The sequence below is a fragment of the Streptomyces sp. NBC_00510 genome, assembly GCA_036013505.1.
Lineage (GTDB): Bacteria > Actinomycetota > Actinomycetes > Streptomycetales > Streptomycetaceae > Actinacidiphila.
In genome coordinates this window covers 433,770-456,822 of the sequence record CP107851.1, presented here as the reverse complement: position 1 = coordinate 456,822, position 23,053 = coordinate 433,770, and the positions used below count along the sequence as shown (strand labels likewise).

The 23,053-nt window shown below is 66.5% G+C and carries 18 protein-coding genes and 7 pseudogenes; 14 read left to right on the top strand and 11 right to left on the bottom strand.

Annotation, left to right across the window (positions count from 1 at the left end):
• Window positions 1-418 precede the first annotated feature (418 nt).
• Window positions 419-2,893 (bottom strand): SpoIIE family protein phosphatase, encoded by a 2,475-nt coding sequence (locus OG937_02200; GenBank protein ID WUD70583.1) that lies wholly within the window; start codon window positions 2,891-2,893, stop codon window positions 419-421.
• Window positions 2,894-3,552: 659 nt separating this feature from the next.
• Here OG937_02200 and OG937_02195 point away from each other — a divergent pair.
• Window positions 3,553-4,638 (top strand): alpha/beta hydrolase, encoded by a 1,086-nt coding sequence (locus OG937_02195; GenBank protein WUD70582.1) that lies wholly within the window; start codon window positions 3,553-3,555, stop codon window positions 4,636-4,638.
• A gap of 272 nt (window positions 4,639-4,910) precedes the next feature.
• Here OG937_02195 and OG937_02190 read toward each other — a convergent pair.
• Window positions 4,911-5,138 (bottom strand): annotated as a pseudogene (locus tag OG937_02190) (transposase).
• Window positions 5,139-5,578: 440 nt separating this feature from the next.
• Between OG937_02190 and OG937_02185 the strand changes: the two are divergent.
• Window positions 5,579-5,740 (top strand): hypothetical protein, encoded by a 162-nt coding sequence (locus tag OG937_02185; GenBank protein WUD70581.1) that lies wholly within the window; start codon window positions 5,579-5,581, stop codon window positions 5,738-5,740.
• A 155-nt stretch (window positions 5,741-5,895) separates the two neighbouring features.
• Here the strand turns inward: OG937_02185 and OG937_02180 are convergent, their stop codons facing one another.
• The 3 genes from OG937_02180 to OG937_02170 form a co-directional block, all read right to left on the bottom strand.
• Window positions 5,896-6,318 (bottom strand): hypothetical protein, encoded by a 423-nt coding sequence (locus OG937_02180; GenBank protein WUD70580.1) that lies wholly within the window; start codon window positions 6,316-6,318, stop codon window positions 5,896-5,898.
• Window positions 6,319-6,439: 121 nt separating this feature from the next.
• The gene (locus OG937_02175; GenBank protein WUD70579.1) at window positions 6,440-7,303 is read right to left on the bottom strand and encodes an alpha/beta hydrolase; all 864 of its coding nucleotides are present in this window, start codon (window positions 7,301-7,303) and stop codon (window positions 6,440-6,442) included.
• 123 nt (window positions 7,304-7,426) lie between these two features.
• The gene (locus tag OG937_02170) at window positions 7,427-7,897 is read right to left on the bottom strand and encodes a helix-turn-helix transcriptional regulator (GenBank protein WUD70578.1); all 471 of its coding nucleotides are present in this window, start codon (window positions 7,895-7,897) and stop codon (window positions 7,427-7,429) included.
• A gap of 64 nt (window positions 7,898-7,961) precedes the next feature.
• Between OG937_02170 and OG937_02165 the strand changes: the two genes are divergently transcribed.
• From OG937_02165 to OG937_02155, 3 genes and pseudogenes are all read left to right on the top strand, one after another.
• The gene (locus tag OG937_02165) at window positions 7,962-8,228 is read left to right on the top strand and encodes a winged helix-turn-helix domain-containing protein (protein ID WUD70577.1); all 267 of its coding nucleotides are present in this window, start codon (window positions 7,962-7,964) and stop codon (window positions 8,226-8,228) included.
• A 455-nt stretch (window positions 8,229-8,683) separates the two neighbouring features.
• Window positions 8,684-8,908 (top strand): annotated as a pseudogene (locus OG937_02160) (IS110 family transposase).
• A gap of 153 nt (window positions 8,909-9,061) precedes the next feature.
• A complete protein-coding gene (locus OG937_02155) occupies window positions 9,062-9,811 on the top strand; it encodes an SDR family oxidoreductase (protein ID WUD78605.1) in 750 nt (249 codons plus the stop codon).
• A 59-nt stretch (window positions 9,812-9,870) separates the two neighbouring features.
• On the opposite strand, the pseudogene OG937_02150 reads toward OG937_02155, so the two are convergent.
• A pseudogene (locus OG937_02150) lies at window positions 9,871-10,038 on the bottom strand (IS5/IS1182 family transposase).
• A 192-nt stretch (window positions 10,039-10,230) separates the two neighbouring features.
• Between OG937_02150 and OG937_02145 the strand changes: the two are divergent.
• Together OG937_02145 and OG937_02140 are read left to right on the top strand one after the other, a co-directional pair.
• Entirely contained in the window at window positions 10,231-10,767 is a 537-nt protein-coding gene (locus tag OG937_02145; GenBank protein WUD70576.1) for a GNAT family N-acetyltransferase, read from the top strand.
• A 226-nt stretch (window positions 10,768-10,993) separates the two neighbouring features.
• Window positions 10,994-12,274, top strand: a pseudogene (locus OG937_02140) (NAD-dependent malic enzyme).
• Between the two features lie 16 nt (window positions 12,275-12,290).
• Here OG937_02140 and OG937_02135 read toward each other — a convergent pair.
• Window positions 12,291-13,193: pseudogene (locus tag OG937_02135) on the bottom strand (IS5 family transposase).
• A 237-nt stretch (window positions 13,194-13,430) separates the two neighbouring features.
• Window positions 13,431-14,669 carry an IS701 family transposase gene (locus tag OG937_02130; GenBank protein ID WUD78604.1) on the bottom strand — a complete coding sequence of 413 codons (1,239 nt, stop codon included), beginning with the start codon at window positions 14,667-14,669 and terminating at the stop codon, window positions 13,431-13,433.
• A 182-nt stretch (window positions 14,670-14,851) separates the two neighbouring features.
• Here OG937_02130 and OG937_02125 point away from each other — a divergent pair.
• From OG937_02125 to OG937_02105, 5 genes and pseudogenes are all read left to right on the top strand, one after another.
• Window positions 14,852-15,265 (top strand): annotated as a pseudogene (locus OG937_02125) (NAD-dependent malic enzyme).
• Window positions 15,266-15,676: 411 nt separating this feature from the next.
• Window positions 15,677-17,041, top strand: coding sequence for an MFS transporter (locus OG937_02120; protein ID WUD70575.1), 1,365 nt, complete (start codon window positions 15,677-15,679; stop codon window positions 17,039-17,041).
• 36 nt (window positions 17,042-17,077) lie between these two features.
• Window positions 17,078-17,662, top strand: a complete 585-nt coding sequence (locus tag OG937_02115; protein WUD70574.1) for a TetR/AcrR family transcriptional regulator — start codon at window positions 17,078-17,080, stop codon at window positions 17,660-17,662.
• 252 nt (window positions 17,663-17,914) lie between these two features.
• Window positions 17,915-19,000, top strand: a complete 1,086-nt coding sequence (locus OG937_02110) for an alpha/beta hydrolase (protein WUD70573.1) — start codon at window positions 17,915-17,917, stop codon at window positions 18,998-19,000.
• 494 nt (window positions 19,001-19,494) lie between these two features.
• Window positions 19,495-20,475, top strand: coding sequence for an aldo/keto reductase (locus OG937_02105; GenBank protein ID WUD70572.1), 981 nt, complete (start codon window positions 19,495-19,497; stop codon window positions 20,473-20,475).
• A 68-nt stretch (window positions 20,476-20,543) separates the two neighbouring features.
• Here the strand turns inward: OG937_02105 and OG937_02100 are convergent.
• Window positions 20,544-20,848 (bottom strand): annotated as a pseudogene (locus OG937_02100) (transposase).
• 26 nt (window positions 20,849-20,874) lie between these two features.
• Here OG937_02100 and OG937_02095 point away from each other — a divergent pair.
• Both OG937_02095 and OG937_02090 read left to right on the top strand, forming a co-directional pair.
• Window positions 20,875-21,231: a hypothetical protein gene (locus OG937_02095; GenBank protein WUD70571.1), complete on the top strand. Its 357-nt coding sequence runs from the start codon at window positions 20,875-20,877 to the stop codon at window positions 21,229-21,231.
• Window positions 21,216-21,473 carry a hypothetical protein gene (locus OG937_02090; protein ID WUD70570.1) on the top strand — a complete coding sequence of 86 codons (258 nt, stop codon included), beginning with the start codon at window positions 21,216-21,218 and terminating at the stop codon, window positions 21,471-21,473. Before OG937_02095 ends, OG937_02090 begins: the two co-directional genes overlap by 16 nt.
• A 139-nt stretch (window positions 21,474-21,612) precedes the next feature.
• Here the strand turns inward: OG937_02090 and OG937_02085 are convergent, their stop codons facing one another.
• Together OG937_02085 and OG937_02080 are read right to left on the bottom strand one after the other, a co-directional pair.
• Window positions 21,613-22,551 carry a M56 family metallopeptidase gene (locus tag OG937_02085; GenBank protein ID WUD70569.1) on the bottom strand — a complete coding sequence of 313 codons (939 nt, stop codon included), beginning with the start codon at window positions 22,549-22,551 and terminating at the stop codon, window positions 21,613-21,615.
• Window positions 22,552-22,562: 11 nt separating this feature from the next.
• Window positions 22,563-22,946, bottom strand: a complete 384-nt coding sequence (locus tag OG937_02080; GenBank protein WUD70568.1) for a BlaI/MecI/CopY family transcriptional regulator — start codon at window positions 22,944-22,946, stop codon at window positions 22,563-22,565.
• Between the last annotated feature and the right edge of the window lie 107 nt (window positions 22,947-23,053).

Below are 23,053 nucleotides of genomic sequence, written 5' to 3'. Positions count from 1 at the left end.
CCGCGACAAAGGGCGCGGATGAGTTGAGCGGGGTGGCGAAGGCCACGTTGGCTTGGCAACGGCGACGGAGCGGGGACCCGATGCCCTCGACCGCGTTGAGTCGCGGAGCGTACGGGGGCAGGCAGTAGACGGTGATCCAGCCGTGGGCATCGATGAATGCCGTGCAAACTCGGCGCCGCGCCGTCGCGGGTGAACTCGAAGAAGGGCGGGTGGGCGCCTACAGTAACCCGCGCAGGGTGTGATTGATGAGGGCCGTCCTGCCGGTCGAGCCGATCGGCAGGATCCCCAATCGGGAGATCACCGCGCCAGCACTGAACCGGATACATCGGTCTCTCCTGGAGGAGAGGGAGATTTAACAGGGGTGCCAGGCGGATCTGCCCGTCGGCGCCGTGGCGTTGTTTGCGGCCGTGCCCGGCCGTCACCAGTCGGGGCCGGCGGCTGCTGACGCCGGCAGCGGCAGCTCGGCCCAGATGGTCTTGCCCGTCCGCGTGTGGCGGGTGCCCCAGCGCTGCGCGAGTTGCGCGACGATGAACAGACCACGGCCTCCCTCGTCGAAGAGCCGTGCGCGCCGCAAGTGCGGAGCGGTACTGCTGGCGTCCGTGACCTCGCAGATGAGCTCGGATTCATGGATCAATCGCAGGACGACCGGGGGGCGGCCGTATCGGATGGCGTTGGTGACCAACTCGCTGACCACCAATTCGGTTGTGAAGGCGGCATGCTCCAGGCCCCAGGCGGCGAGTGTGTCACGCGCCAGTTCGCGGCTGTGGGCGACGGCGACGAGATCGTCCGGGAGTTCCCAGGTGGCGACCTTGGCGGCATCCAGTGCCTGGGTTCGCGCGAGGAGCAATGCCGCGTCGTCGGTGCGATGCCCGGGCACGAGCCGGTGCACGAGCCGGTCGCAGAACGGATCCAAGCTCTGCTGGCGGCACACATCGCGCAGAGCGGCGCGCAGGTCGTCGGGGCTGCAGTCAGTGCCCTCGACGAGGCCGTCGGTGTAGAGGGCGAGGACGCTGCCTTCTGGGAGCTCGAACTCCGCCACCTCGAAGGGCAGCCCGCCCACCCCCAAGGGCGGCCCGGCGGGCACCTCCAGGGAGTCGACCTTTCCGTCAGGAGTGGCCAGCAGCGGCGTGGGATGGCCGGCCCGAGCCATGGAGCAGCGGCGCGACACCGGGTCGTACACCGCGTAGAGGCATGTCGCCCCCACCTCCGCGGGCCCTTCCTCCGCCTGCCAGGTGCCGCCGTCGGCCGCTTCCCGGTCCAGGCGCAGTACCAGGTCGTCGAGTTGGGTGAGGAGTTCGTCGGGCGTCAGGTCCACGTCGGCCAGGGTGCGGACCGCCGTGCAGAGCCGGCCCATGGTGGCTGAGGCCTGGATGCCGTGGCCGACGACGTCTCCGACGACCAGCGCCACCCTCGCCCCGGACAGCGGTATCACGTCGAACCAGTCGCCGCCGATGCCCACGCTCGGGTCGGCCGGCAGATAGCACGATGCCACGTCGACGGCCGCTGCGGTCCGACGAGGTGCATGGTGCGGGAGGAGACTGCGCTGAAGGGCCAGCGCGATGGCGCGCTCCCTGGTGTACCTGCGAGCGTTCTCGAGGTATACGGCTGCCCGCGTGGCCAGTTCCTCGGCCAGGTGCAGATCTTCCTCGTCGAAGGGTTCCGGAACGCGATGGCGGCCGAAGATCGCAATACCCTGGGTTACCCCGCGGGCCCGCAGCGGCACGGCCATGAGGGAATGTATGCGGTGTTCGCGGAGGCTGCGGGCCAGCTCCGCGGAACCCGCGGCCCAGGCGTCCAGGGCATCTTCGTCGATAAGGAGGTCCTTCAGGCCGTGTCCGGCTGCCAACGCCCGGCCGGGTGGCGAGTTCTCGTGGAAGGTGTGCCGGGTGCCCAGCGGCACGACCGACTCCGGGCAGTCCGGCAGCACGGACCGCTGGGCGGTCCGGCGGAGGGCCGGCTCACCATGCTGGTCGACGGTTGCGTCTCCCAGGAGCACGCTGTCCAGAAGGTCCACGACGGCGAAATCGGCGAAGTGCTCAGCGGCGACCTGGGCCAGCTCGTCCGCAATGCGTTCCAGGTCGAGCGTGGTGCCGATGCGTGCGCCGGCATCATTCAGGACGCTCAGCCGCTGACGGGCCCGGAACTGGTCGGTTGCGTCGATCGCGGCCAGGGACACACCCCACACCCGGCCTGCGGGGTCCACCACGGGATACATCACACTCAGCCATGCGTGGGTGCGGTCCTCACCGGGTGTCCGCAGATAACCCTCGATCGTCTCCTCCCGACCGGTGCGCAGAACACGCTGTGCCGCCTCGTCGAAGCCTTCCGTACCCGCCATAAGCAGACCGGGCTCGTACTCTCCCATGCGCAGCCCCAGTGGCAACGGTTCCATGACCCGCTCCATCGCCGCGTTCACCGCCACCCGTAGACCCCGCCGGTCGAACAGGGACATGGCCAGCGGCATCTGATCGAGGGCCCACTGCTTGAGTTCGGCCATCTCGGGCGCATCTTCGTCGGCCGTGCCGGTCCGGGCGGTCGGCCCCAGCCCGCGGAGTGTGACCAGCCACCGTACGTCTTCGGCGTCGTCACCGTGTGGCCGCGCGACGGCCCACACCGGCAACCGGCGACCGTTGCCGCACCGCACCACGAACCGGCCGCTGAATGGGGTCCGCTCTGCCCAGTGGGACCACGCATCGCCGGTAACAGCCTCGGCCAACAGCTCTGCGGCCCGTCGCCCGACCGCCTCCCCCTGTTCATATCCGAGCAGATCACAAGCGTCGGTGCTCCAGACGGTTACCACTCCCTCGGCGTCCAGCTCCACGGATGCGGATACGCCGTCCGTCGAGCCCGCCGCATTGCGAGAACCAGCCGCTGCTGCGATGTTCTCGTTCATCGAAGCCTTCTCCGGTGTGCTGAGGCCACTGTCCCGCGCGCGTCGTCGCCGTCACTCCCAGCCTGCGCCTGTCTCAGTGCTTTCTCAACGAGTCGACCAAGCGATCCTCCGACGACCCCTGTGGTGAAGCCGGGCAGCCTCGTGGCTGTGCCAGGCCGCCCGGCCTGGCACAGAAACCACCGTCACCTACGCCCAGCGGAGACAAGCCGCTCACCGACTGGGCGGCCGTGCTACTCAACTGCCGTGTAGATCGGGCCGAACGCGGAAGGAGTCCGGCTGCCCCGGGGCCTGAGCTGGATTGTCCAAGGTGACCGTTCGAGTACGTGGGGTGAGATGAGAGACTCCCTCGCCCTTGCGGGACTCGCGCCCAACAAGACAGATCTGTCTAAGGTGAGGAGGTCTGCTCGGCCGAGTGGGGAAAGTGATCCATGAGCGGCGCATCGGCCTCGAGCGGTCGCCGGACGTGCAGATCAGGCCGAGCGGACGGTGTCCAGCCGCCCCGGAGAGAGTCAGAGTTCGCCGTGTTGCTGATTGCGCATCGTGGCAATTCGGGTGCGAGGGGTAGCGTGTGACGCCCCTCGCCACCTCGTGCCTTGCTCCTAGAAGACAGATCTGTCTAACATGAGGAAGTCCGTTTCGCCCTATTGAGGAAGTGGCCTATGGGCCGCGCCGTGCCAGATTCGACGCATGACGAGAAACAGCTTCAGGAGGGACTCGTGGGTTCCCGAATGCTCCCGAATGCAAAGACCAACAGGATCATCGCGCTCATCGCGGCGCTGGTAGCCGTCCTGACGGGCGCCGCGATCGCAAGCACCACAGCATGGAGCCAGAGTCGGGAGCATGGCGCCGGGTCCGGGCACTCGACTTTCCGACAAGCGGAACCGCCCCCCGGTTTCCGGTCCAAGTACGCGGAAGTCAACGGATTCCGCATGCACTATGTGCGAGGCGGCAAGGGTTCGCCAGTGGTGCTGATCCACGGTTTCCCCCAGACGTGGACCGAGTGGCGGCAGCAAATGGGCCCGCTCTCCAAGAAGCACACCGTGATCGCCGTCGACCTGCGAGGCATGGGCAACTCGCAGGTCACCAAGAGCGGTTACTCGACAGCACAGCTGGCCGGGGACGTGCATCAGCTGCTGAAGCAGCTGAAGCTGAACAACGGAATCGAGGTCGTCGGCCATGACGTCGGTTCGTCGGTCAGCTACGCCTACGCGGCCCAGTGGCCGTCGGAAGTGCGCCGCATGGCCGTGATGGAAGCCCCTGTCCCGGACGAGAGCTTCTACACCATCCCGGCTCTGGAAGCCGATCCGAACAAGCCCTCGGCGTGGCACTTCGGTCTGTTCCAGCTGCCTCTCGCCGAGCAGCTCATCGCCGGCCACGAGCGCGCCTTCGTCAAGGGAATAGTCGGCGAGTACTTGGGGCAGAACAAGTCCGCGTTCACACCGTCCGACTACGACTTCTACGCCCACTACCTGAAGCAGCCGGGGCGCACGACAGCCTGGATGAGCGTATACCGCCAGTTCCGCGAAGACATCCGCCAGAACGCAAAGTTCGCGGCCGAAGGCAAACTGAAGATGCCCATCCTGGCGATCGGCGGCTCGGAATCGTTCGGTGAAGGCATTCCCGCCCAGTGGCGCAAGTACGCTGTGAACGTCGAGGGCCGGGTCCTTGAGGGCTCGGGGCACTGGGTAACGGAGGAGAAGCCGCAGGAATTGACAGCCCTGCTGCAGTCCTTCCTGAACACGTAGGCCGGGACATACCCGTCCCGGGCAGCCACAGGCTCCCACGAGACTCCGGCGGCACTCAGCAGTGTCGCCGAAGCCACGGCACCGTCAGGATCGGCGCGGTAGCGGTCGCACGCACCAAGCGACACGTCAGGGCCCTTGAGTACCGCCGTCTCCCGGGCAAGCGAACACGAGATGGCTCCAAAGAAGTTGCACCGGTGGCAATCACTTTGCGGCACCGGAACACCCTTGCGGCTCTCCAGCGGCCTGACAGTGGCTGGAGAGCCTAGGGCGCGGGTGCCCTTCTCGGTGAACCCGGTGTCGTCGACGAGGACCCCGTCGTCCTCGCGGAGTCTGTTGGCAGCGTATTTCTGCACGTCGTCGCGGATGTCGTCGGGCTGCCACTTCGCACCGGCGAGCAGGTGCTGCAGACCGTCGGGAGTGGAGTGGCCCGCTTGCTCGACCAGTTGCCAGGTGTTCTTGCGGGCCACCGGTGCCAGAAGTCCGCGGACGTAGTCACGCATGCGGCGGCGAAGTTCCACACTGCCCGCGTCACCGGCTCGGCGCTGCGGCCGGCGGTCGCGGTGGACGGCCAGGCGCTGTCCGGCTCCGCGCACCGACAGCAGCGCCACCGGCACCTGCTGTCCGCCGTCACGCACGCCACTAGTCACCCTTGCCCAGCGGAAGGTGGGGCCAAGACCAACGAGACCGCCACCTTCCGCCAGCTGCTGGAGCCACTTGATTCCTGGGCAGGATCGCCTTCCCACAATCACGGCTGGCTTTACGCATCCACTGGTGCCGCCAGGAGGCGGTAGCCAGCAGATCCGGACGACGGTATGCGCCCTTACCAGCCTCGATACCCGCCAGGCCAGTTCCACCGAACTGCGCGGATACGTCTGCGGGAACCGGGGAATTGAAAGTTCCAGCTATCGGGAACCTGCGCACCAGTATCACGGTCAGGGATGTGGTGTTCGCCGAGGATGCCTCCGCCGTCCACACCGGTAACACGCCGCGGGCGATGGCCGCTTTAGGGAACCTGGCCATCGGCAGGCTGCGACTGCTGGGAACCGACAACATCGCCAAGGCCACCCGAGCGATCCGGGACACATCCGAAGACACCGTTTAAATCTCGGGTATCATCGACACCCCGCTCCGACCTGGAATTTGAAGCCGCCCTGCGTGCGGACGGGTCGGTGCCTCCGACATCAGCCGCTCAACGATCCTTACGGCGACAGGTTTTCGAACTCACCAAATGAGATGATGACTTGCTGGATCCGGGCCTCAGGAGTCGGCGGGCAGTTCGCCGCTGTAGAAGCGGTTCGGGCCGAACGTGTCGCCGAACTGTTCCCGCATTTTCGAGGAGAAGTGCAGCATCGAGGTGAGCGGGCGGTGATTGATGGTGACGCTTTCGACCTTGCCCTCGTCGTCGTAATGCACGATGACGACCGTGTTGATCGGGTGTCCTCCAACCTGTGCGGCATATTCCTCGATGAATCCGTCGTCATACTTTCCGGCGAATCGGAAGTCCTGGAATTCATATAGGGTGCGGGCGAAACCGATGACCGCCCGGAGCTTGTCAGCGCCCTGGAGCTCGCCGTTGAGCGCCGTGGCCCTGAGCACGACGTCGTCTCGCAACTGGTTGAGCCATTCCGGGAAGTAGGTGAGGTTCGCCGCCTCGGGAATCGGTTCGTGGATGCTGCTCATGTAGTGCCTATCTGAAGGTGCGGGTGGGTCCGGCCCCGCCCCCTGTCGTTGCGAACTGCAGGAACCGTGTCGTGGCCGCATCCACGGTCGGCGCGGTGCAGACGAGCCGGACCGGTTGCGGTTAGCGAAGGCCGCCGCTCTCGTGGGTTGTGATGAAGTCGAGCACCGCCTGCGAGAACGCTTCCGGGTACTGGAACAGTGAGCCGTGTCCCGAGTCGGGGTAGAGGATGAGCTGCGAGTTGGGGATCTTCTGGGCCATCAGGAACGAGTTCGGCGACGGGACCATCGCGTCCCGGATGCCGTTGACGATGAGCGTGGGCTGCTCAATCTTGTGCAGTTCTTCCAGGGTCGCGCCCTCGCCGGCCCACCAGTCGTTGATCGCCTTGCGGAGCGCGACTCCGGCCTCGTCGGTGACGTTGGCTCGCTCGGGCCGCTCCGGCGTGTAGATGCGTGCCAGGTAGTTCGCGGTGGCAGCCTTGCCGGTTTCGGAGGTGCTGAACCAGATCGCCTCGAGTATCTCCTGCATGCTGCGGCCAGACTTGAGCCATTCCTCGATCTCGGGGCCCTGGAGCACTGCTCCTTCGCCGCCGCCTGCTCCCGTGCCGACAAGGATCAGGTAGCGCACGAGGTCCGGCCGCGTGAGCGCCAGGCGCTCCGTGATGTAGCCGCCCATTGAGAATCCCAGCATGTCCGCCTGGGGGATGCCGAGCTCTTCAAGGAGGTGAATCGCCGTGTCGGTCATCTCCGCGATATCGGCCCCGACCTTGCCGTCGGAGAATCCGACGCCCGCATTGTCGAAGACGATGACGTGGCGTTCGGCAGCGAGTCGCTCGATAACCGAGGGATCCCAGTCATCGATGCTGCCGCGGAAACGACTGAACAGGATGAGCGGCACGCCCGTGCGGTCGCCGAACTCCCGGTACGCGAGGCGGGTGCCTCCGACCTCAGCATGCTGGATGGGAGTATTTGCATAAAGTGTGGACACGTGAGGCCTTTCAGAAGCATGCGGCGCCTCTTGGCGCCGCATTGACGAGTTGCACGCAACCTGACTAGTGGCTGCGACAGCCAGCCTACACCTGACCTCAGTGAACACAAGCCAGGTGGGGAGTCAGAGGTCCTGGGCGGAGCGAAGGTGCAGTTCCTCCGGTGCAACCGTGCTGCCGTCTGCACGCTGAAAGGCCACACGCACGGGCTCGCCCGCCGCGTCGACGAGGTGCAAGGGTGCCGGATCCTCCTGCAGATAGCAGTTGCCCCACTGCATGAGGGCCAGCAGAACCGGGGCGAGGTCCTCACCGCGCTGCGTCAGCACGTACTCATCCCGCGGGCGGCTGCCGGGCTCCCGGTACTGCTGGCGTTCGAGCACCCCCGCCTGCGTCAACTGTTTGAGCCGCGCCGCGATACTCGTTTCCGACATGCCAAGGCGTTCCGCGAACTGATCGAAGCGCCTTGTGCCGTACAACGCCTCACGCAAGATGAGAATCGAGGAGGCGGGGCCGAGTAGATCCAGAGTGCGCCTGATCGAGCAGTTCTCGGGAGACCAGTTAAGCGGCGCCAGTCGGCCGTCAAGTGTCAGAGTCATGACTCCATGCTACGGCTGACCACAGATTACCGAAGTCAGGCGTGCCTCCAACGTCTCGGGTGCGATGCGGTTGATGCACCGGCTGGGTCTTAGCCCGCACATCCCCGGACGACGGGTCGCCGAGCGCGACGAGCGGGCCGTCACCGCCTGGAAGGAGGCGACCTGGGACGAGGTGAAAGAACCCAGGCGGCCTGCGGAGGATGCAACTGCCTCGAGGGCGAGGCAGGCTTCACCCGCCGACCGCCCAAAGGGCGCACCTGGAGCTGGCCTGGACACCCGGTCGTGGCAGTCAGTGGCCAACGCCCCGGACGACTGTCGGTGGCCGTGCTGATCGCGATGCGGCCCAGCTCCTGGCCAGGTTGTGTCACCGCTTGTGCACCCACCCCGCTGGCAAAGGCAAGCGCCGCAGCCTGGGCGAACGTGACTTCATCGCGCTGATCGACGGTGTCCACCAGCTCGTCAAGGCCCCGATCGTGCTGGTCTGGGACCGCCTGAACATCAACGTCTCCACGCCATACGCGAGCTTATCGCCGAACGTGCCTGGCTGGCGGTGTCCTGCTCCCCGTCCACTCACCCGACCTCAACCCCGCCAAGGGGGACACACGCCAAACGCAGCCTGGCCAACCTCGCCCTCGACCGCCTCGAGACCCTCGTCCGCAACCGGCTCAAGCGCCTCCAGTACCGGCCCGACACCCTCGACGGCTTCATGCGGCACCCCTGACCTTCAATGCTCCAGCGAGTAGGTCGCCGGGTGGTCCTGCCGTGGCTCAACGCTTACGGACGACAGTGAGGCTTGTAGAGGAGCGCGCGGTGCACGTGACCTGCGGAATCGACTGGGCTGAGGACCGCCACGACGTGGCGGTGGTCGACTCCGACGCCCGGCTGCTCGGCAAACTGAGAATCAGCGACGATACGGCAGGCTTCCACGACCTGCTGTGGCTGCTTGCCGAGCACGGTGACAGCCCAAACGGTCCGATCCCGATCGAGACCTCCCGGGGACTGCTAGTGGCCACGCCGGCCGGCCATGGGCTACCGCTCTCGGTTCGACAGCGGTTCCAGCAGCTGCATGGGCTTTCCCTCTTCAACCTTGGCTTCACCGTACTGGAGTCACCATGGTACAGTGAGCTGACTTCAAAAACTGAAGTTAGATACGAGGGGAGTTTCATGCAGGTTGACGGGAAAGTGGTGTTGGTGACCGGCGCCAGCGGCGGCATCGGCTCTGAACTGGTGCGACAACTGCTCGAGCGCGGGGCGGCGAAGGTGTACGCCGGCGCACGCCGTGAGACGGCGCGGCAGGACCCTCGGGTCGTGCCGTTGTCGCTGGACGTGACCAACACTGCGGACATCGCAGCGGTGGCGGACCTGGCAACCGACATCGACGTGCTGATCAACAACGCCGGCGCGTCCGGTGACCCCTCACTGCTGACCTCGGACCTCGAGGACATCCGCAGCACCTACGAGACCAACCTGTTCGGCCCCCTCGCGCTCGTACGGGCTCTGGCCCCGACGCTGGCCGAGCGGGGTGGAGGAGCGGTCATCAACGTCAACTCCATCAGGAGCTGGCTGACCAGGGCCGGCTCCTACGCGCCGACAAAGACCGCATTGTGGGGCCTGACCAACGCCCTGCGCACCGAGCTTGCCGGCCAGTCGACCTTGGTCATCGGCGCGCACTTCGCCTACGTCGACACCCCGATGACCAAGGGCCTGGACGTCCCAAAATCCAGCCCCGGCGACATCGCCAAGCGGATCCTCGACGCACTCGACGCCGATGCCCACGAGGTCTTCGCCGACCAGCTCACCGCCGACATGCACGCCATACTGCCGTCGCTCACCACTGGAACCTTCGCCACCACGTCCTCATTCACGCCCACAACAACCGACACGCAGGCACCGACCGCCGAGGCCGCCAAGTGACCACCGAGGAGCCCCACGACCACCTACCCACCCGCCCAGCCTCAGAGGGGTGCTTCCTCTCACCGTTTCATCACGGACTGGCGGTTTTCAGGTAATTGACCGCGCCATGCGGGCGTGTATCCGGCGGTGAGCCTGCGGGTCATGAGGTTGACCATCGCGAGGTGGACCGTGGCTTCGGAGCGGTGCGGGTGTAATTGGTAGCCGCGGGCCAGTCGCCTGTGATTCATCTTGGCGGCAGCAAAGCGCGGCGGCTCACTGTGACCACGCCGCGCGTCGCGGCTAGGCAGACCCGGCATGATGAGACCCGCGCCGCCTGATGATGTGGCGGAACACGGACTGCCTGGCGAATCTCCACGCCTATCGTGCGCGGCAACGTTGCGCGATGGGGATCTCCCAAACTTGAGGGAAGAAGGCCAGCCATGTCCAGTGCAGAACGTGCAAATGCGCCGCAGGTCCGGGTTCTGGGCCATCCGGGAGATCGGCAACGCCTGAGGGACCTCTGCCCGCGCCTGTCCGAGGAGAGTCGCTACATGCGGTTCCACGGAGTGCTGAACGAGATGAGTGAAGTTTTCCTTGATCATCTCATGGACGTCGACCACAACTGCCGGGAAGCGCTGGTTGCCCTGGACGGCGACGAGATCATTGGCGTAGCACGCTACGCCGCTACGTCTGAAGTCCCTCGGCTGGCGGAGATTAGCGTACTCGTGGCAGACGCCTGGCAGCGCCAGGGGGTTGCACGAGACCTGCTCATCGCGTTGAGGGACATCGCGCTTCAGCGTGGCATTCTACTCTTCAAGGCGTCCGTGCTTCCTACTAACGACCGCGCCCAGCAACTCCTCAGCGTTCTAGCACCGGACCACCTTGTACTCCACCAGCCCGACGGCTTGGAGTTCCGCTGGAGTCATCTCGCAGCGACGCCCTTCCAAGCACTTCCGTCGTCCTGCGCATCAACGTAATGCCAGCCGCCAGCGACGACCCTCCTCCTGCGCAATCCGGCAACGATTCCCCGCCCACGATGAGGTACATGAAGGTGTGCCGACGGCTGCGGCGTTGAGTCCTGGCCACGCTCAGCTGATGCCCGAGGTAGAAACCGTCGAAATCGAGGGGCAGATCAGGAATGGGTGTGGGGGGAAGCTGGTCGGCATCCCTTTCCTTCTCACCGCGTCACCCTGGAGTCGAGTCATGTCCGAGCAACTACAGCAACCGGCACCTGTCCTTGAGACCACCGATCGCGGACGGGCGGTGCTGACCAATCCCCGCCTGAACCGCGGCACCGCGTTCACGCTGGAGCAGCGGCGTGAGCTGGATCTGGTGGGTCTGGTTCCCGCGCAGGTGCTAACCCTTGAACAGCAGGGGGAGCGGGCGTATCAGCAGTACCGCGCGCAGCCTTCCGATCTGGCCAAGCACGTGTACCTGAGCGCGCTGCACGACCGTAACGAGGTGCTGTTCTATCGGCTGATCGGCGACCACCTGGCGGAGATGCTGCCCATCGTCTACACCCCTACCGTGGGCACCGCAATTGAGCGCTACAGCTTCGAATACCGCCGTCCCCGCGGTATCTACTTGAGCGCCGATGCCCCCGAGGACATCGAACGCTCCCTTCGCGCCTCAGGTCTCGGCTCGGATGACGTGGACCTCATTGTCGCCACAGACGGCGAAGCCGTTCTCGGCATCGGCGACTGGGGCGTGGGCGGCATCGACATCGCGGTCGGCAAACTCGCGGTCTACACCGCGGCTGCGGGTATCGACCCGCACCGCACCCTCGCGGTGATGCTGGACGCCGGCACGAACCGCGAGGAACTCCTCGACAACCCGCTCTACCTCGGCACCCACCACAAGCGCCTCGACCGGGAAACCTATGACTCCTTCATCGACGCCTTTGTCGGTGCGGCCACGACACTGTTCCCGACGGCTCTGCTGCACTGGGAGGACTTCGGCCCGGCCAACGCCCGCCGCATCCTGGAGCGCTACCGGGAGAAGGTTTTCACCTTCAACGACGACATCCAGGGCACCGGCGCCGTCAATCTGGCCGCTGTCCTGTCAGGCGTCGCCGCCAGCAGTCTTCCACTGCGCGAGCACCGCATCGTCGTCTTCGGCGCCGGCACCGCAGGCATCGGCATCGCCGACCAGCTGCGTGACGCCCTCATCGCCGACGGCTTGAGCCCCGAGCAGGCCACCGCCCGGATCTGGGCACTGGACCGTCACGGACTGCTCACTGAAAACCAGACCGGCACCCAAGACTTCCAACTGCGCTACACCCGCCCCTCGGTCGACGTCGAGGGCTGGCAGTACGACGATACGGTCGGCGGCATCCCGCTGGCCGCAGTCGTCGCACGGGTGCGGCCCACCATCTTGATCGGCACCTCCGGCCAGAGCGGCGCCTTCACCGAGGACATCGTCCGCACCATGGCCGCACACGTCGACCGGCCGATTATCCTGCCCATGTCCAATCCCACCCGCCTAGGCACTGTTTCTTGGATCATGTGCGGAGCCAGATCACCAGGGCTGCGACGGTGACGGTTCCGAGGTAGGTGTAGGCGCGTTTGTCGTAGCGGGTGGCCACGGCCCGGAAGTTCTTGAGGCGGTTGATCGCCCGCTCGACGACGTTGCGTTTCTTGTACCGCTGTTTGTCGAAGCCGGTTGGCCCGCTGGTCCTTCGGCTCGGGGATGCTGTGCCGAATCTTGCGTCGCCGCAGGTAGCGGCGGTTGCTGCGGGAGCTGTAGGCCTTGTCCGCGCTGACGGTGTCCGGCCGGTTGCGGGGCCTGCCGGGCCCGATGCACGGCACCGAGATCTTCTCCAGTACGGCCTGGAACTGCGGGCTGTCGCCGTATTGACCTGGCGTCAGGACGATGGACAGCGGACGGCACCGGCCGTCGGCCGACAGGTGGATCTTCGTGGTGAAGCCGCCGCGTGAACGGCCTAAGCACTCGCCTGCCTGACCACCTCCGCCAGGCGGACGGACAGGCTCGCCAGCTCCGGATCGCCCCGGTTTGCGCCGCTGCGGGGCCCCTTTTCAGGAGCAATAACCGGCGGGGCCGCTTGGCGGGCGCCGGCGGCATGCTGATGGGCCCGGGCCGTCGTGGAGTCCACCGACACATCCCAGTCGATCCTGCCCTCGGCGTTCTCGGCCGCCTGCACGCGCGCCAGCAGCATGTCCCACGTGCCGTCCGCCGACCAGCGACGATGCCGTTTGTAGACCGTTTCCCACGGCCCGAAGCGCTCAGGCAGGTCCCGCCACGGCACCCCCGTCCTGGCCCGGAACAGCACCCCGTTGATGACCCTCCGATGCTCGCTCCACCGACCGCCACGCGCACCACCACGAGGCAGGAGCGGCTCCAGCCGCCCCCACTCCGCATTCGTCAGGTCTCCTCGGCCAACCATGCTGAACAGCCTCAACCCACACGCATGATCACGTCAGGAGATCCAAGAAACAGCACCTAGTACTCCAGCAGGATTTCGCTGTCTGACCTGCGGGTTTCACTGGGCGGCTGGAGTGTAGCGGGCCGCGGAAAGGTCAAGGGTGGCTTTCGGTAGGCCGCCCCTCGATCGTGCGACAGCGACGTAAGTAGTGGCAATGGCGGGCGACTGCTTGGCGTTGTCGGCGCCAGTTCGACCAGCTCAGCGCGTGGTGTCGTCCTCGGTGTCCACGCAGCTGCGGGGATCGGGGGAGACAAGCTGCCAGGAGTCGCCGAATCTCCGCCACTGTGAGCGCAATGGTCCCGGCTGCCTCATCGGTTCCGCCCCCTTTTCCCGGACCTGGTGCGCCGTGACGGCCAGGAAAGCGTGCGCGAGCATGGCGAGGGTGATGTGCCGGTACCAGCCGACGTAGCGGCGGACTTCGTACTGGTCCAGGCCGCATTCGTTCTTCGCGGCCTGGAAGCACTCCTCGATCGCCCAGCGCGTCCCGGCGATCCGCACCAACTCCTGGACGGTGGTGCCCAGGGGAGCGTAGGCGAGGTAGTAGGCGATCTCGTCGGGCTTGCGGATACTGCGCCGGGCCAGAGCCCACCGCATCCGGTGGGGGATCTCGCCTTGGTAGTCGAACTCGGCAACGGCCGGCAGCCGTACTGCTGCCCAGTGGTAGACACGTGGTCCCTTTGCGCCGTCACCGCATGAGATCCTCTCCCATGCTTCGGCCGGGGCCTGCGCGAACAGCCCGTCGATGCGGGGACAGCCGACGGTGAACTGGGACTTGGGCACGGCCAGCACGTAGCCGACGCCTGACTGTTCCAGCAGTCGGCGAAAGCGGCTCTCCTGACCATAGGCGGCGTCCGCGGTGACCCAGGCGATGGGCAGTGGCGAGGCGAGGGACCGCAGCACGATGTGCCGGGCCAACTCGCCCTTGGTGGCGAATGTGCGCTCGTCAGGGACTTTGGCTGCGCGGCAGCGTTCACGGTCGTCGGTCCAGGTCTTGGGCAGGTAGAGCTCGCGGTCGATGAGGGTCCGGCCCCGGCTCGTGGCGTAGGCGGCGAAGACGCCGATCTGGCAGTTCTCGGTGCGGCCTGCAGTCCCGGAATACTGGCGCTGAACTCCGGCGGAGGTGATGCCTTTCTTGATGAACCCGGTGTCGTCGATGATGAGGACCCCGTTGTGGTCGCCGAGCTTGGCCGCCACGAATTCCTGCAGGTCGTCACGAATGTCGTCGGGGTTCCACTTCGCTCCGGCGAGTAGGTGCTGCAGCCCGTCAGGAGTGGCGTGGCCTGCCAGCTCGGCCAGTTGCCAGCTGTTCTTACGTGCCACGGGGGCGAGCAGACCACGTACGTAGTCGCGCATGCGGCGGCGTAGTTCCACTCGGCTGAAGCGATGGCCGATGGTCACGAAGAGGTCGTCCAGTTCCAAGTCCCACTGCTCGGCGATGCGCGCGGTGATCACGTGGGGAGCCTGCCCCTCACACTGTCACTATCTGCGTCGCTGTCGCACGATCGAGGGGCGGCCTACCGAAAGCCACCCTTGACCTTTCCGCGGCCCGCTACACTCCAGCCGCCCAGTGAAACCCGCAGGTCAGACAGCGAAATCCTGCTGGAGTACTAGCCGAGGCCGTCCCCGCCGACCTCCTGGCATGGTCCGAAGGCCGCGCCCTGATCGCCACAGGCAGCCCGTTTGGTCCGGTCGACCACGAGGGCGTCGTCTACCAGGTCGGGCAGGCGAACAACGCGCTGGTCTTCCCCGGTCTCGGCCTGGGCGCCCTGGTTGCCGGCGCCGACCGCGTCACCGACACCATGCTCACCGCGGCCGCGCACGCCGTCGCCGCACAGACCGACGCCACCACCGCCGGCGCGCCGATCCTGCCCCTGATCACGCAACTCCACGAGACGTCCGTCGCGGTCGCCATCGCCGTGGCCGAGGCCGCCGCGGACGACGGTGTCGCCCACACCGCAGTCGACGAGCGCATCGAAGAGCGCGTCCGGGCCGCCATGTGGCACCCGTCCTACCGGCCCATCACGGCAGTCTGATCCGCGGCTCCAACCTCGTGGCGAAACCCGCCGAACAGAGGTCGGCGTTGTGGGCGCGTCGCGACGGGGGCATGCGATTCTCCCTGATCAGGGCCGTTCGCAACCACCAATAGAGCTCAAGCGGTCCGTAGGGGTTCACGTGGGTCCAGAACAGCGGAGACAGCGGGCGGTCGGCCTCGGTGCACGCTGGCCGATGTCGCTGTCGGAGGGCGTCCGATGCTCATCGAGCGTCGGTGCGAAGGTGTTCTGCGACAGCCCGTCTGAGGTCGACGGACGTATTAGATAACACGTGGTAACCATTCGAGCGCGAGGCGTCGCATGCGACATACCTCACCGTCGCAGCCCACGCGTTTGGAAGACAGATCTGTCTAATATGGGGTTGTCAGTCTCGCCCTATTGGGAAAGTGATCCATGAGTCGCGCGTCCGCCAAGCCTCCCCCCGTCTCTCCGGTCGGCCCAATCAAGCAGCTCCCCGCGCACGCGGCCGCACGACGCCGAATCCTGAGCCTGGGACCCAAAGCCTCTATGGGCGTGCTGGCCTCGATCCTCATATCACTCCTGGGATCGTCCAGTGCGCCGACTCCCCTCTATGCGATCTACCAGCAGCACTGGGGCTTTTCACCCATCACCGTCACCGTCGTTTTCGGCGTATACGCGGTGGCCGTGCTCTCCTCACTCCTGATCTTCGGAAGGATTTCCGACCAGGTCGGCCGGCGCCCGGTCCTAGTGGCGGCCCTGATCGTGCAGGCGCTGGCCATGGTTGTATTCATCACCGCCGGCGGTGTGGGCGCTTTGTTGACCGCCCGTGTCCTCCAGGGACTGAGCGCGGGCGCAGCCGTCGGTACGCTCGGCGCCGGAATGCTTGACATCGATGTGCGCAAGGGAGGTTTCCTCAATTCCTTCACACCCATGCTGGGAACTGCAAGCGGAGTCTTTGCCGCCGGACTGATCGTGCAGTACCTGCCGGCACCCACCCGTCTCGTCTATATGGTGCTGCTCGGGGTCTTCGTATTGCAGGCACTGGCCGCCCTCACCCTGAACGAGACGGTTAGCCGCAAACCGGGCGCACTGGCCCGCATGGTCCCCGAGTTCAAGCTGCCAAGGTCGGCGCGAGCGTCCGTAGCGATCGCCGCGCCCGTGATGTTCGCGGTGTGGGCACTGAACGGCCTGTACGGCGCACTGGGACCGGCCATTACGCGGACCCTGGTGCACTCCACCTCCGTGGTGTGGGGAGGGCTGCCCGTATTCGTATTCACGGGTTCCGCCGGTCTGGCCGTGGTGATGCTACGGAACACCGGAACGCGGACCATGATGCTGATCAGCATCGCCACACTGATCCTCGGCGTCGTGATCACTGTGCTGTCCATCGCCTCAGGCAGCGGCGGCACACCGTCTGTGATCGGGTTCTTCGTGGGCGGCGCGATATCCGGCGTCGGTTTTGGCAGCGGGTTCCAAGGCGGTATCAGGCTGGTCCTACCGCGAGTAGAGCCGCACGAACGAGCTGGCGTCCTTTCTCTCCTGTACGTCGTGTGCTACGTCGGTCTGGGTGTTCCGGCGGTGATTGCCGGTGTGCTGGTCGTGCACGGCGGTGGCCTGGTTCAGACGTCCAGGGAGTACGGCATCACCGTCATCGTGCTGGCCCTGGCAGCCCTGATGGGACTTGTGCGCAGCGGCCGTCGTGCGGAGCGGATGTCGGTAATCCAGCCGGAGACTCCCCTCATTGAGGCTGGGCCCGTAGGCAGGTCTCAGAGGTCTGAAGGGTCTCTCCGGAGTTAAGCTGAACAGGTCTGTCTAAGAGGAAAGGTGGTAACCATGGCGGCCAAGGTGTCTGCGCGTGAGCGACTGCTTGAAGCAGCTGATGAGCTTTTCTACGGTGAAGGTGTACAGACCGTCGGCATCGACCGTGTGATCGAGCACGCCGGGGTGGGCAAGCAGTCCCTATACAACATCTTCGGGAGCAAGGAAGGCCTTGTCTGCGCCTACCTCGAACTCCGCTTCGTGCGCAGAAGGGACCGGATCGCCCGCGCCCTGACTCGCTTCCGCACCCCGCGCGAGCAGCTACTCGGCGTCTTCGACGCACTGGGTGAGGCGTTCACGGACCCCCACTTCAACGGATGTCCCTTCGCGCGTGCCACCTCCGAGACGGCCGAGGACAGCGCCGTCCGCAAGGTCGCCGACAATTACCGTGCATGGGTACGTGGCCTGTTCAGCGAACTGGGCGCCGCGTCCGGATATGCCGCCCCCGAGGCGCTGGCGCGCCAGCTCCTTCTGTTGTTCGACGGCGCAGAGCAGTCCGCGCGCATGGACCGCGATCCCTCTGCCGCCACGACCGCCCGTACCGCCGCGGCCGTCCTGTTGGATGCGGCACCACTCGTGGCGATTGCCCCCACCGAGTAGGAGCTCCGCCACGGCAGGGGCCCCGCTGCCTGACGAGGGTGAGAGTCCCCCGGCAAGCCCCCCTCACACATCGGCAAACGTCGGACTCACCTGAACGCAGGGGGCCCCGGCTCCTGCGGCACAGAACCGCGTCACCAGCTCACCCGGTGACGCGCGGCGGGTGGGGGCCCCTTGGACGCAGATCTGGCGAAGTGCCGGACCCTGCCGTCCGACCCGGATCACCTGAGTCGGATAAGTCCATATAAATGATGGATGCACACAGAGAGATCTCACGTGACCAACATGAACACCTTCGGCAAGGTCCTCGAGGACAAAGGCGTGACTACTGCTTCACCGACCGGGCCGCGCGACCTCCCGACCGTCTCCACCGCCCCCAGGACTTCGGACACGGCGCCGGCAGAGACCGCACTCACGGTCGCTCCCGGCTCCCACACGTCCTTCGCCATGACAAAGCAGATCAAGGCGGGGCTGCTGGACGTCGGCTACGCCGAGCTGGGCCCCGCGCACGGCCCCGTCGTCATCCTGCTGCACGGCTGGCCCTATGACATCCACAGCTTCGTCGACGTCGCACCGCTGCTGGCGGCCGAGGGCTACCGCGTGATCGTGCCCTACCTGCGCGGCCACGGCACGACCCGGTTCCTTTCCTCCCAGACGCTTCGCAACGCACAACAGTCGGCGATCGCTCTCGACATCATCGCGCTGATGGACGCCCTGAAGATCGACAAGGCCGTGCTCGCCGGCTTCGACTGGGGCTCGCGGACCGCCAGCGTGATCGCGGCCCTGTGGCCCGACCGCTGCAAGGCCCTGGTCTCGGCAGGCGGCTACCGCGTCACCGACGTGCAGGCCAACCTCCAGCCCCTGCCCCCCGAGGTCGAGAGAGACTGGTGGTACATGTTCTACTTCGCCACGGAGCGCGGCCGGATCGCCATGGAGGACAAGACCAAGCGTAGGGACCTGGCTCGGTTTCTCTGGAACATCGTCTCGCCGACCTGGGACTTCGACGACGCCACCTTCGATCGCACCGCTGCGGCCTTCGACAATCCCGACTACGCGCCCATCGTGCTTCACAACTACCGCTGGCGGCTGAGCCTCGCCGACGGCGAGCGTCGCTACGACCGTTACGAGGAGCAGCTCGCCGCGCGTCCGGTCATCGCGGTTCCCACCATCGCCCTCGACGCCGGGAGCGACCCCTTCACGGAGCCCGGCAACGGCTCCGCGTACCGGGACAGGTTCATCGGCAAGTACGACCACCGCACTCTGGAAGGCGTCGGCCACAACATGCCGCAGGAGGCTCCGGCGGCGTTCGCCCAAGCCGTCGTCGAAGTCGACCGATTCTGACGTGACCTCGGGGATGGAGCCAGAAGCTCTCCGGCCGGTCGAATAGGGTCTGTGCCGGATCCTGCTGGACGTATCTGCGTCGGCCTGTTCTCCGCACGCCCGCCCAGCACCGAGGTCTTCGTCTGACGGAGGCCGCCCACCAGGCTTACTCTATGGCCCGGATGGAGCAGTCGAAGGCCGAGTTGAGACGTCGGCCAACCAACAACGCGGCACTCCGCGAATGGGTGCAGCGACGTCCGCCACCACAAGCCTGGGCATTGTGATGTTGGATCATCTTGGCCTGCGACGCGAGTGCCTCGATTACGGTCATGGCTGCTCAACTCGGTTCCCCAACTCATGCAGTGGCCCGCTGGCGGGCGATCCTCGTGCCTGCGGCGCAATGAGACCTGCGCTGGCATGGCCCCATGCTGCAGCCGCCTCAGCAACACGTAGCTGACGCGATCTCAGACAACGCGCGCGGTGGCATGCCACCGCCTGCGAAGAGAGTGACATCAATGAAATATGTGAAACTCGGCCGAACCGGTATGGACATTTCGTCCATCTGCCTGGGCTGTATGACCTTCGGTGAACCGGAACGCGGCTACCCGTCCTGGAGCATGGCCGAAGAGGAGAGCCGGTCGATCATCAAGCAGGCGATCGACGCAGGCATCAACTTCTTCGACACCGCGAACGTCTACTCGGACGGCTCCAGCGAGGAGATACTCGGGCGCGCCATCAGTGACTTCGCTTCCCGCGACGAGGTCGTCATTGCCACCAAGGTGCGCGGAGCCATGCGTCCGGGACCGAACGGCAGCGGACTGTCCCGAAAGGCGATCTTCACCGAGGTCGATGCCAGTCTCACCCGCCTGGGCACCGACTACATCGACCTCTACCAGATCCACCGCCTGGACCCGGCAGTGCCGATCGAGGAAACTCTCGAGGCCCTGCACGACGTGGTGAAGTCCGGCAAGGTCCGCTATATCGGCGCCTCCTCCATGTACGCCTGGCAGTTCAGCAAGGCCCTCCACCTGCAGACGATGAATGGCTGGGCGCGCTTTGTGTCCATGCAGGATCACTACAACCTGCTGAACCGCGAAGAAGAACGCGAGATGATGCCCCTGTGTGCCGACCAGAAGATCGGAGTGATCCCCTGGAGCCCGCTGGCCCGCGGGCGCCTCACCCGGGATTGGGACACGGTCACTGACCGCTCCTCCTCCGACCCCTTTGGAGACGGTCTGTACGACGCCACCAAGGCCGCAGACAAGGCCGTGGTGGAGAAGGTCACCTCGATCGCCGCAGCGCGAGGCATAACCCGGGCCCAGGTCGCGCTGGCATGGCTGCTGCGTAACCCGGTGATCTCCGCCCCGATCATCGGCGCAGGCAAGCCCGGCCACTTTGAGGAGGCCCTGGCGGCGCTGGACGTCAGCCTGACCGACGAAGAAGTGGCCGAGCTGGAAGCACCGTACGTCCCGCACGCGGTCGTGGGATTCTCCTGATCGGCGCTGCCGCGGCGCCCGGTCGCCCATGCTCCCAACACGCTGCGGGGGTGCCTCTATGTCTTTGGTCAAGTGAGGCATGGGGTTCTGGGTTCGTAGAAGGTGCCGTCGCGAAGTATCGCGAACAGCACGTTGATCCGTTGCCGGGCCAGGCGGAACAGGGCCTGGGTGTGGGGTTTTCCGCGGGTCCGGCATCGGTCGTAGTGGCAGCGGGAGGCGGGATCTGCAGGGCGGCGAACGCAGAGAACATCGCGCGATTGAACTGCGGGTTTCCGTCTCTGGGTGCGTGTTCGCCGTGGATCGAGGCCCCCGACGACTTCGTGGTCGGGGCGAGGCCGGCGTAGGAGGCCCGGTGGGCGGCGCTGGGGGAGCTGGGCCGTCGCCGGCCGTGACCGCAAGGTGGCGGCAGTCATCGCCCTGTTCGTGATCTTCCTGGGCACCCTGGCCGTGCAACTCCGGTCACGGCACTACAACCCCTTCATCTACTGGACGGTCATCCTTTCGACCAGCACAGCCGGCACCACGATGTCCGACTTCATGAACCGTGACGCCAGCTCCAAGTACCTCGCCCACGGCTCGACCTCACTGGGCTGGGGACCTCAGGGGCTGGGGCTGGGCTACCCCGCCGGCGCGGGCATCCTCGTGTCCAACACCCTGGGCACCTCGATGGGCGACTTCCTGTCCGACAGCTCCGGACTCGGCTACGCAGGCGGCGCACTGCTCATCACCGGACTGCTCGCATGCTGCTCGCCCTGATGTACGTCCCCGCCGTACCCAACGTGCTGCTGTTCTGGATCGCCTTCGTACTCACCCGCCCCTTGGGCGCCACTGCGGGCGACTTCCTGACCAAGCCCACTGCCAAGGGCGGCCTCGACCTCGGCACCGCAGGTTCTTCGGCAGTGCTCCTTGCGATCCTGTTCGGATTCATGGGATACGCCCACCTTCGCGAGCGCCGAAGCACCGGCACACGAGGCGGGCGGCCTGCACGGACGGCATGACGAGTTGCCGGGTCCTCCGGATACGCGCCGCCGAACCGGAACACAGAAGCCACCGGATCCCCGGTGAGAGGCGTCGGCCGGACAGTCACCGGAGCCGGCTCCCACCCGAGGGCCGCCGCCCCCGCGGGCGGCGGCTCCCTTACCCGGCGCCGACGACTTCCAGCAGAAGGTGAAGGTCGTGCACGGCGTCAACGGTGGACATGGCCGCTGCCGCCAGGACTACGGCAGTAGCGACGGCCAGGGCCGGGTGGTGGCGAAGCGGCGGAGCGAGAAGAGCAGCGACCCGACGGGGCACGGGACCGGCGCCAGCGAGCGGGGAGCTCCGGCGACCGAGAATGCCCAGGGACGCCCATGCGGGCCGGGCGGGAGCTCGATGAGCGGCGAGGGCGGCCCGGCCGACCGCATGGGCGACTCGCCTGCGGTCGCCGGCAGTGGCGACGGCGTTCTCGTCGGCCCAGCGTTCGATCGTGTACGTCACGGCGGTGGCCAGCGGCCGCAGGAAGGGATTGGCCGCGGCGCCGAGCTGGGCCAGGGCGACGAAGGCGTAATGGTGGCCGGTCAGGTGGGCGCGTTCGTGAGCGAGCAGGATGTCGCGCTCGGAGGCGTCCAGGGTGCGCAGCATGCCGGTGGAGACCACCACGCGGCCGGGCAGGCCAGGGACCGCGAAGGCGTCGGGGATCTCGTCGTCAACCACGACCAGACCGTCCTGTGTGGGCATGCAGGCCGCCTCAAGCGCGGCGGTGGCCAGCGAGTGAGCGCGAGACCAGAGCATGCGAACGGCCATGACGACCGCAGCGCCCAGGAGCAGGCCGGCGATCAACGCCACGGACATCTCAGCGGGGTCGTTCCGCTGTGCTGCCCGCGCTGACCAGTGCCCGAGAGCGGCCAGCTGCGGGATGCGGATCAGGCCGGTGACTGCCAGCAAGCCCAGCGAAACCGTGCTTGCCGCGCCCAGGACCACGCAGATGGCAGTGAGCAGCCAGGTCGCCAGGCGCGGATCGCACCGATTCGACAGAGGCCGCGCCCCGAGCGGGGCGAGCAGAGACAGCAGCAGCGGAAGGTAGACGGCGATGCGCATCCGGGCATCCTCTACGGATTCTGGTCGGGGCCGAGCAACTGGCGCAGCAGGTCCGCATCGGCGTCCGACAGCCCGTCGGCGAAGCGGGCGAGGACGGCCTCGCGGTCGGGCCGCTCCTCCAGTACCGAACGCATCCGCCGGGCGGCGAACCCGGGCTCGTCGGTCACCGGGGCGTAAGCGTAGGCGCGGCCCCGCTGGGTGCGGGTCAGCAGCTGCTTGGTGTGCATGCGGGTGAGGATCGTCACCACGGTGCTGTAGGTCAGCTCGCTGCCGAGACGTTCGGCGACCTCGCCGGGGGTCAGCGCGCCGTCGGCCTGCTGGAGCAGGCCCAGGATCTCGGCTTCGCGTTCCCCGTTGGCCCGCTTCGGGCCGCGGCCTTGCATGGGAGTGCTCATGGAGTTTGCCGGTCCTCCTCTCATCTTCTACAGTCGTGTAAAACTTCTACGGCGGTGTAAAAGTCGCTGTCCCCCGAGTGTGCCATGCGCCCGCACCAGACAGCACA

Excerpts from the sequence above, each read along its gene's own strand:
- OG937_02200 (WUD70583.1), bottom strand. The coding sequence starts at position 2,893 with ATGAACGAGAACATCGCAGCAGCGGCTGGTTCTCGCAATGCGGCGGGC.
- OG937_02195 (WUD70582.1), top strand. The coding sequence starts at position 3,553 with ATGGGCCGCGCCGTGCCAGATTCGACGCATGACGAGAAACAGCTTCAG.
- OG937_02180 (WUD70580.1), bottom strand. The coding sequence starts at position 6,318 with ATGAGCAGCATCCACGAACCGATTCCCGAGGCGGCGAACCTCACCTAC.
- OG937_02170 (WUD70578.1), bottom strand. The coding sequence starts at position 7,897 with ATGACTCTGACACTTGACGGCCGACTGGCGCCGCTTAACTGGTCTCCC.
- OG937_02165 (WUD70577.1), top strand. The coding sequence starts at position 7,962 with ATGCGGTTGATGCACCGGCTGGGTCTTAGCCCGCACATCCCCGGACGA.
- OG937_02155 (WUD78605.1), top strand. The coding sequence starts at position 9,062 with ATGCAGGTTGACGGGAAAGTGGTGTTGGTGACCGGCGCCAGCGGCGGC.
- OG937_02145 (WUD70576.1), top strand. The coding sequence starts at position 10,231 with ATGTCCAGTGCAGAACGTGCAAATGCGCCGCAGGTCCGGGTTCTGGGC.
- OG937_02120 (WUD70575.1), top strand. The coding sequence starts at position 15,677 with ATGAGTCGCGCGTCCGCCAAGCCTCCCCCCGTCTCTCCGGTCGGCCCA.
- OG937_02115 (WUD70574.1), top strand. The coding sequence starts at position 17,078 with ATGGCGGCCAAGGTGTCTGCGCGTGAGCGACTGCTTGAAGCAGCTGAT.
- OG937_02110 (WUD70573.1), top strand. The coding sequence starts at position 17,915 with ATGCACACAGAGAGATCTCACGTGACCAACATGAACACCTTCGGCAAG.
- OG937_02105 (WUD70572.1), top strand. The coding sequence starts at position 19,495 with ATGAAATATGTGAAACTCGGCCGAACCGGTATGGACATTTCGTCCATC.
- OG937_02090 (WUD70570.1), top strand. The coding sequence starts at position 21,216 with ATGCTGCTCGCCCTGATGTACGTCCCCGCCGTACCCAACGTGCTGCTG.
- OG937_02085 (WUD70569.1), bottom strand. The coding sequence starts at position 22,551 with ATGCGCATCGCCGTCTACCTTCCGCTGCTGCTGTCTCTGCTCGCCCCG.
- OG937_02080 (WUD70568.1), bottom strand. The coding sequence starts at position 22,946 with ATGAGCACTCCCATGCAAGGCCGCGGCCCGAAGCGGGCCAACGGGGAA.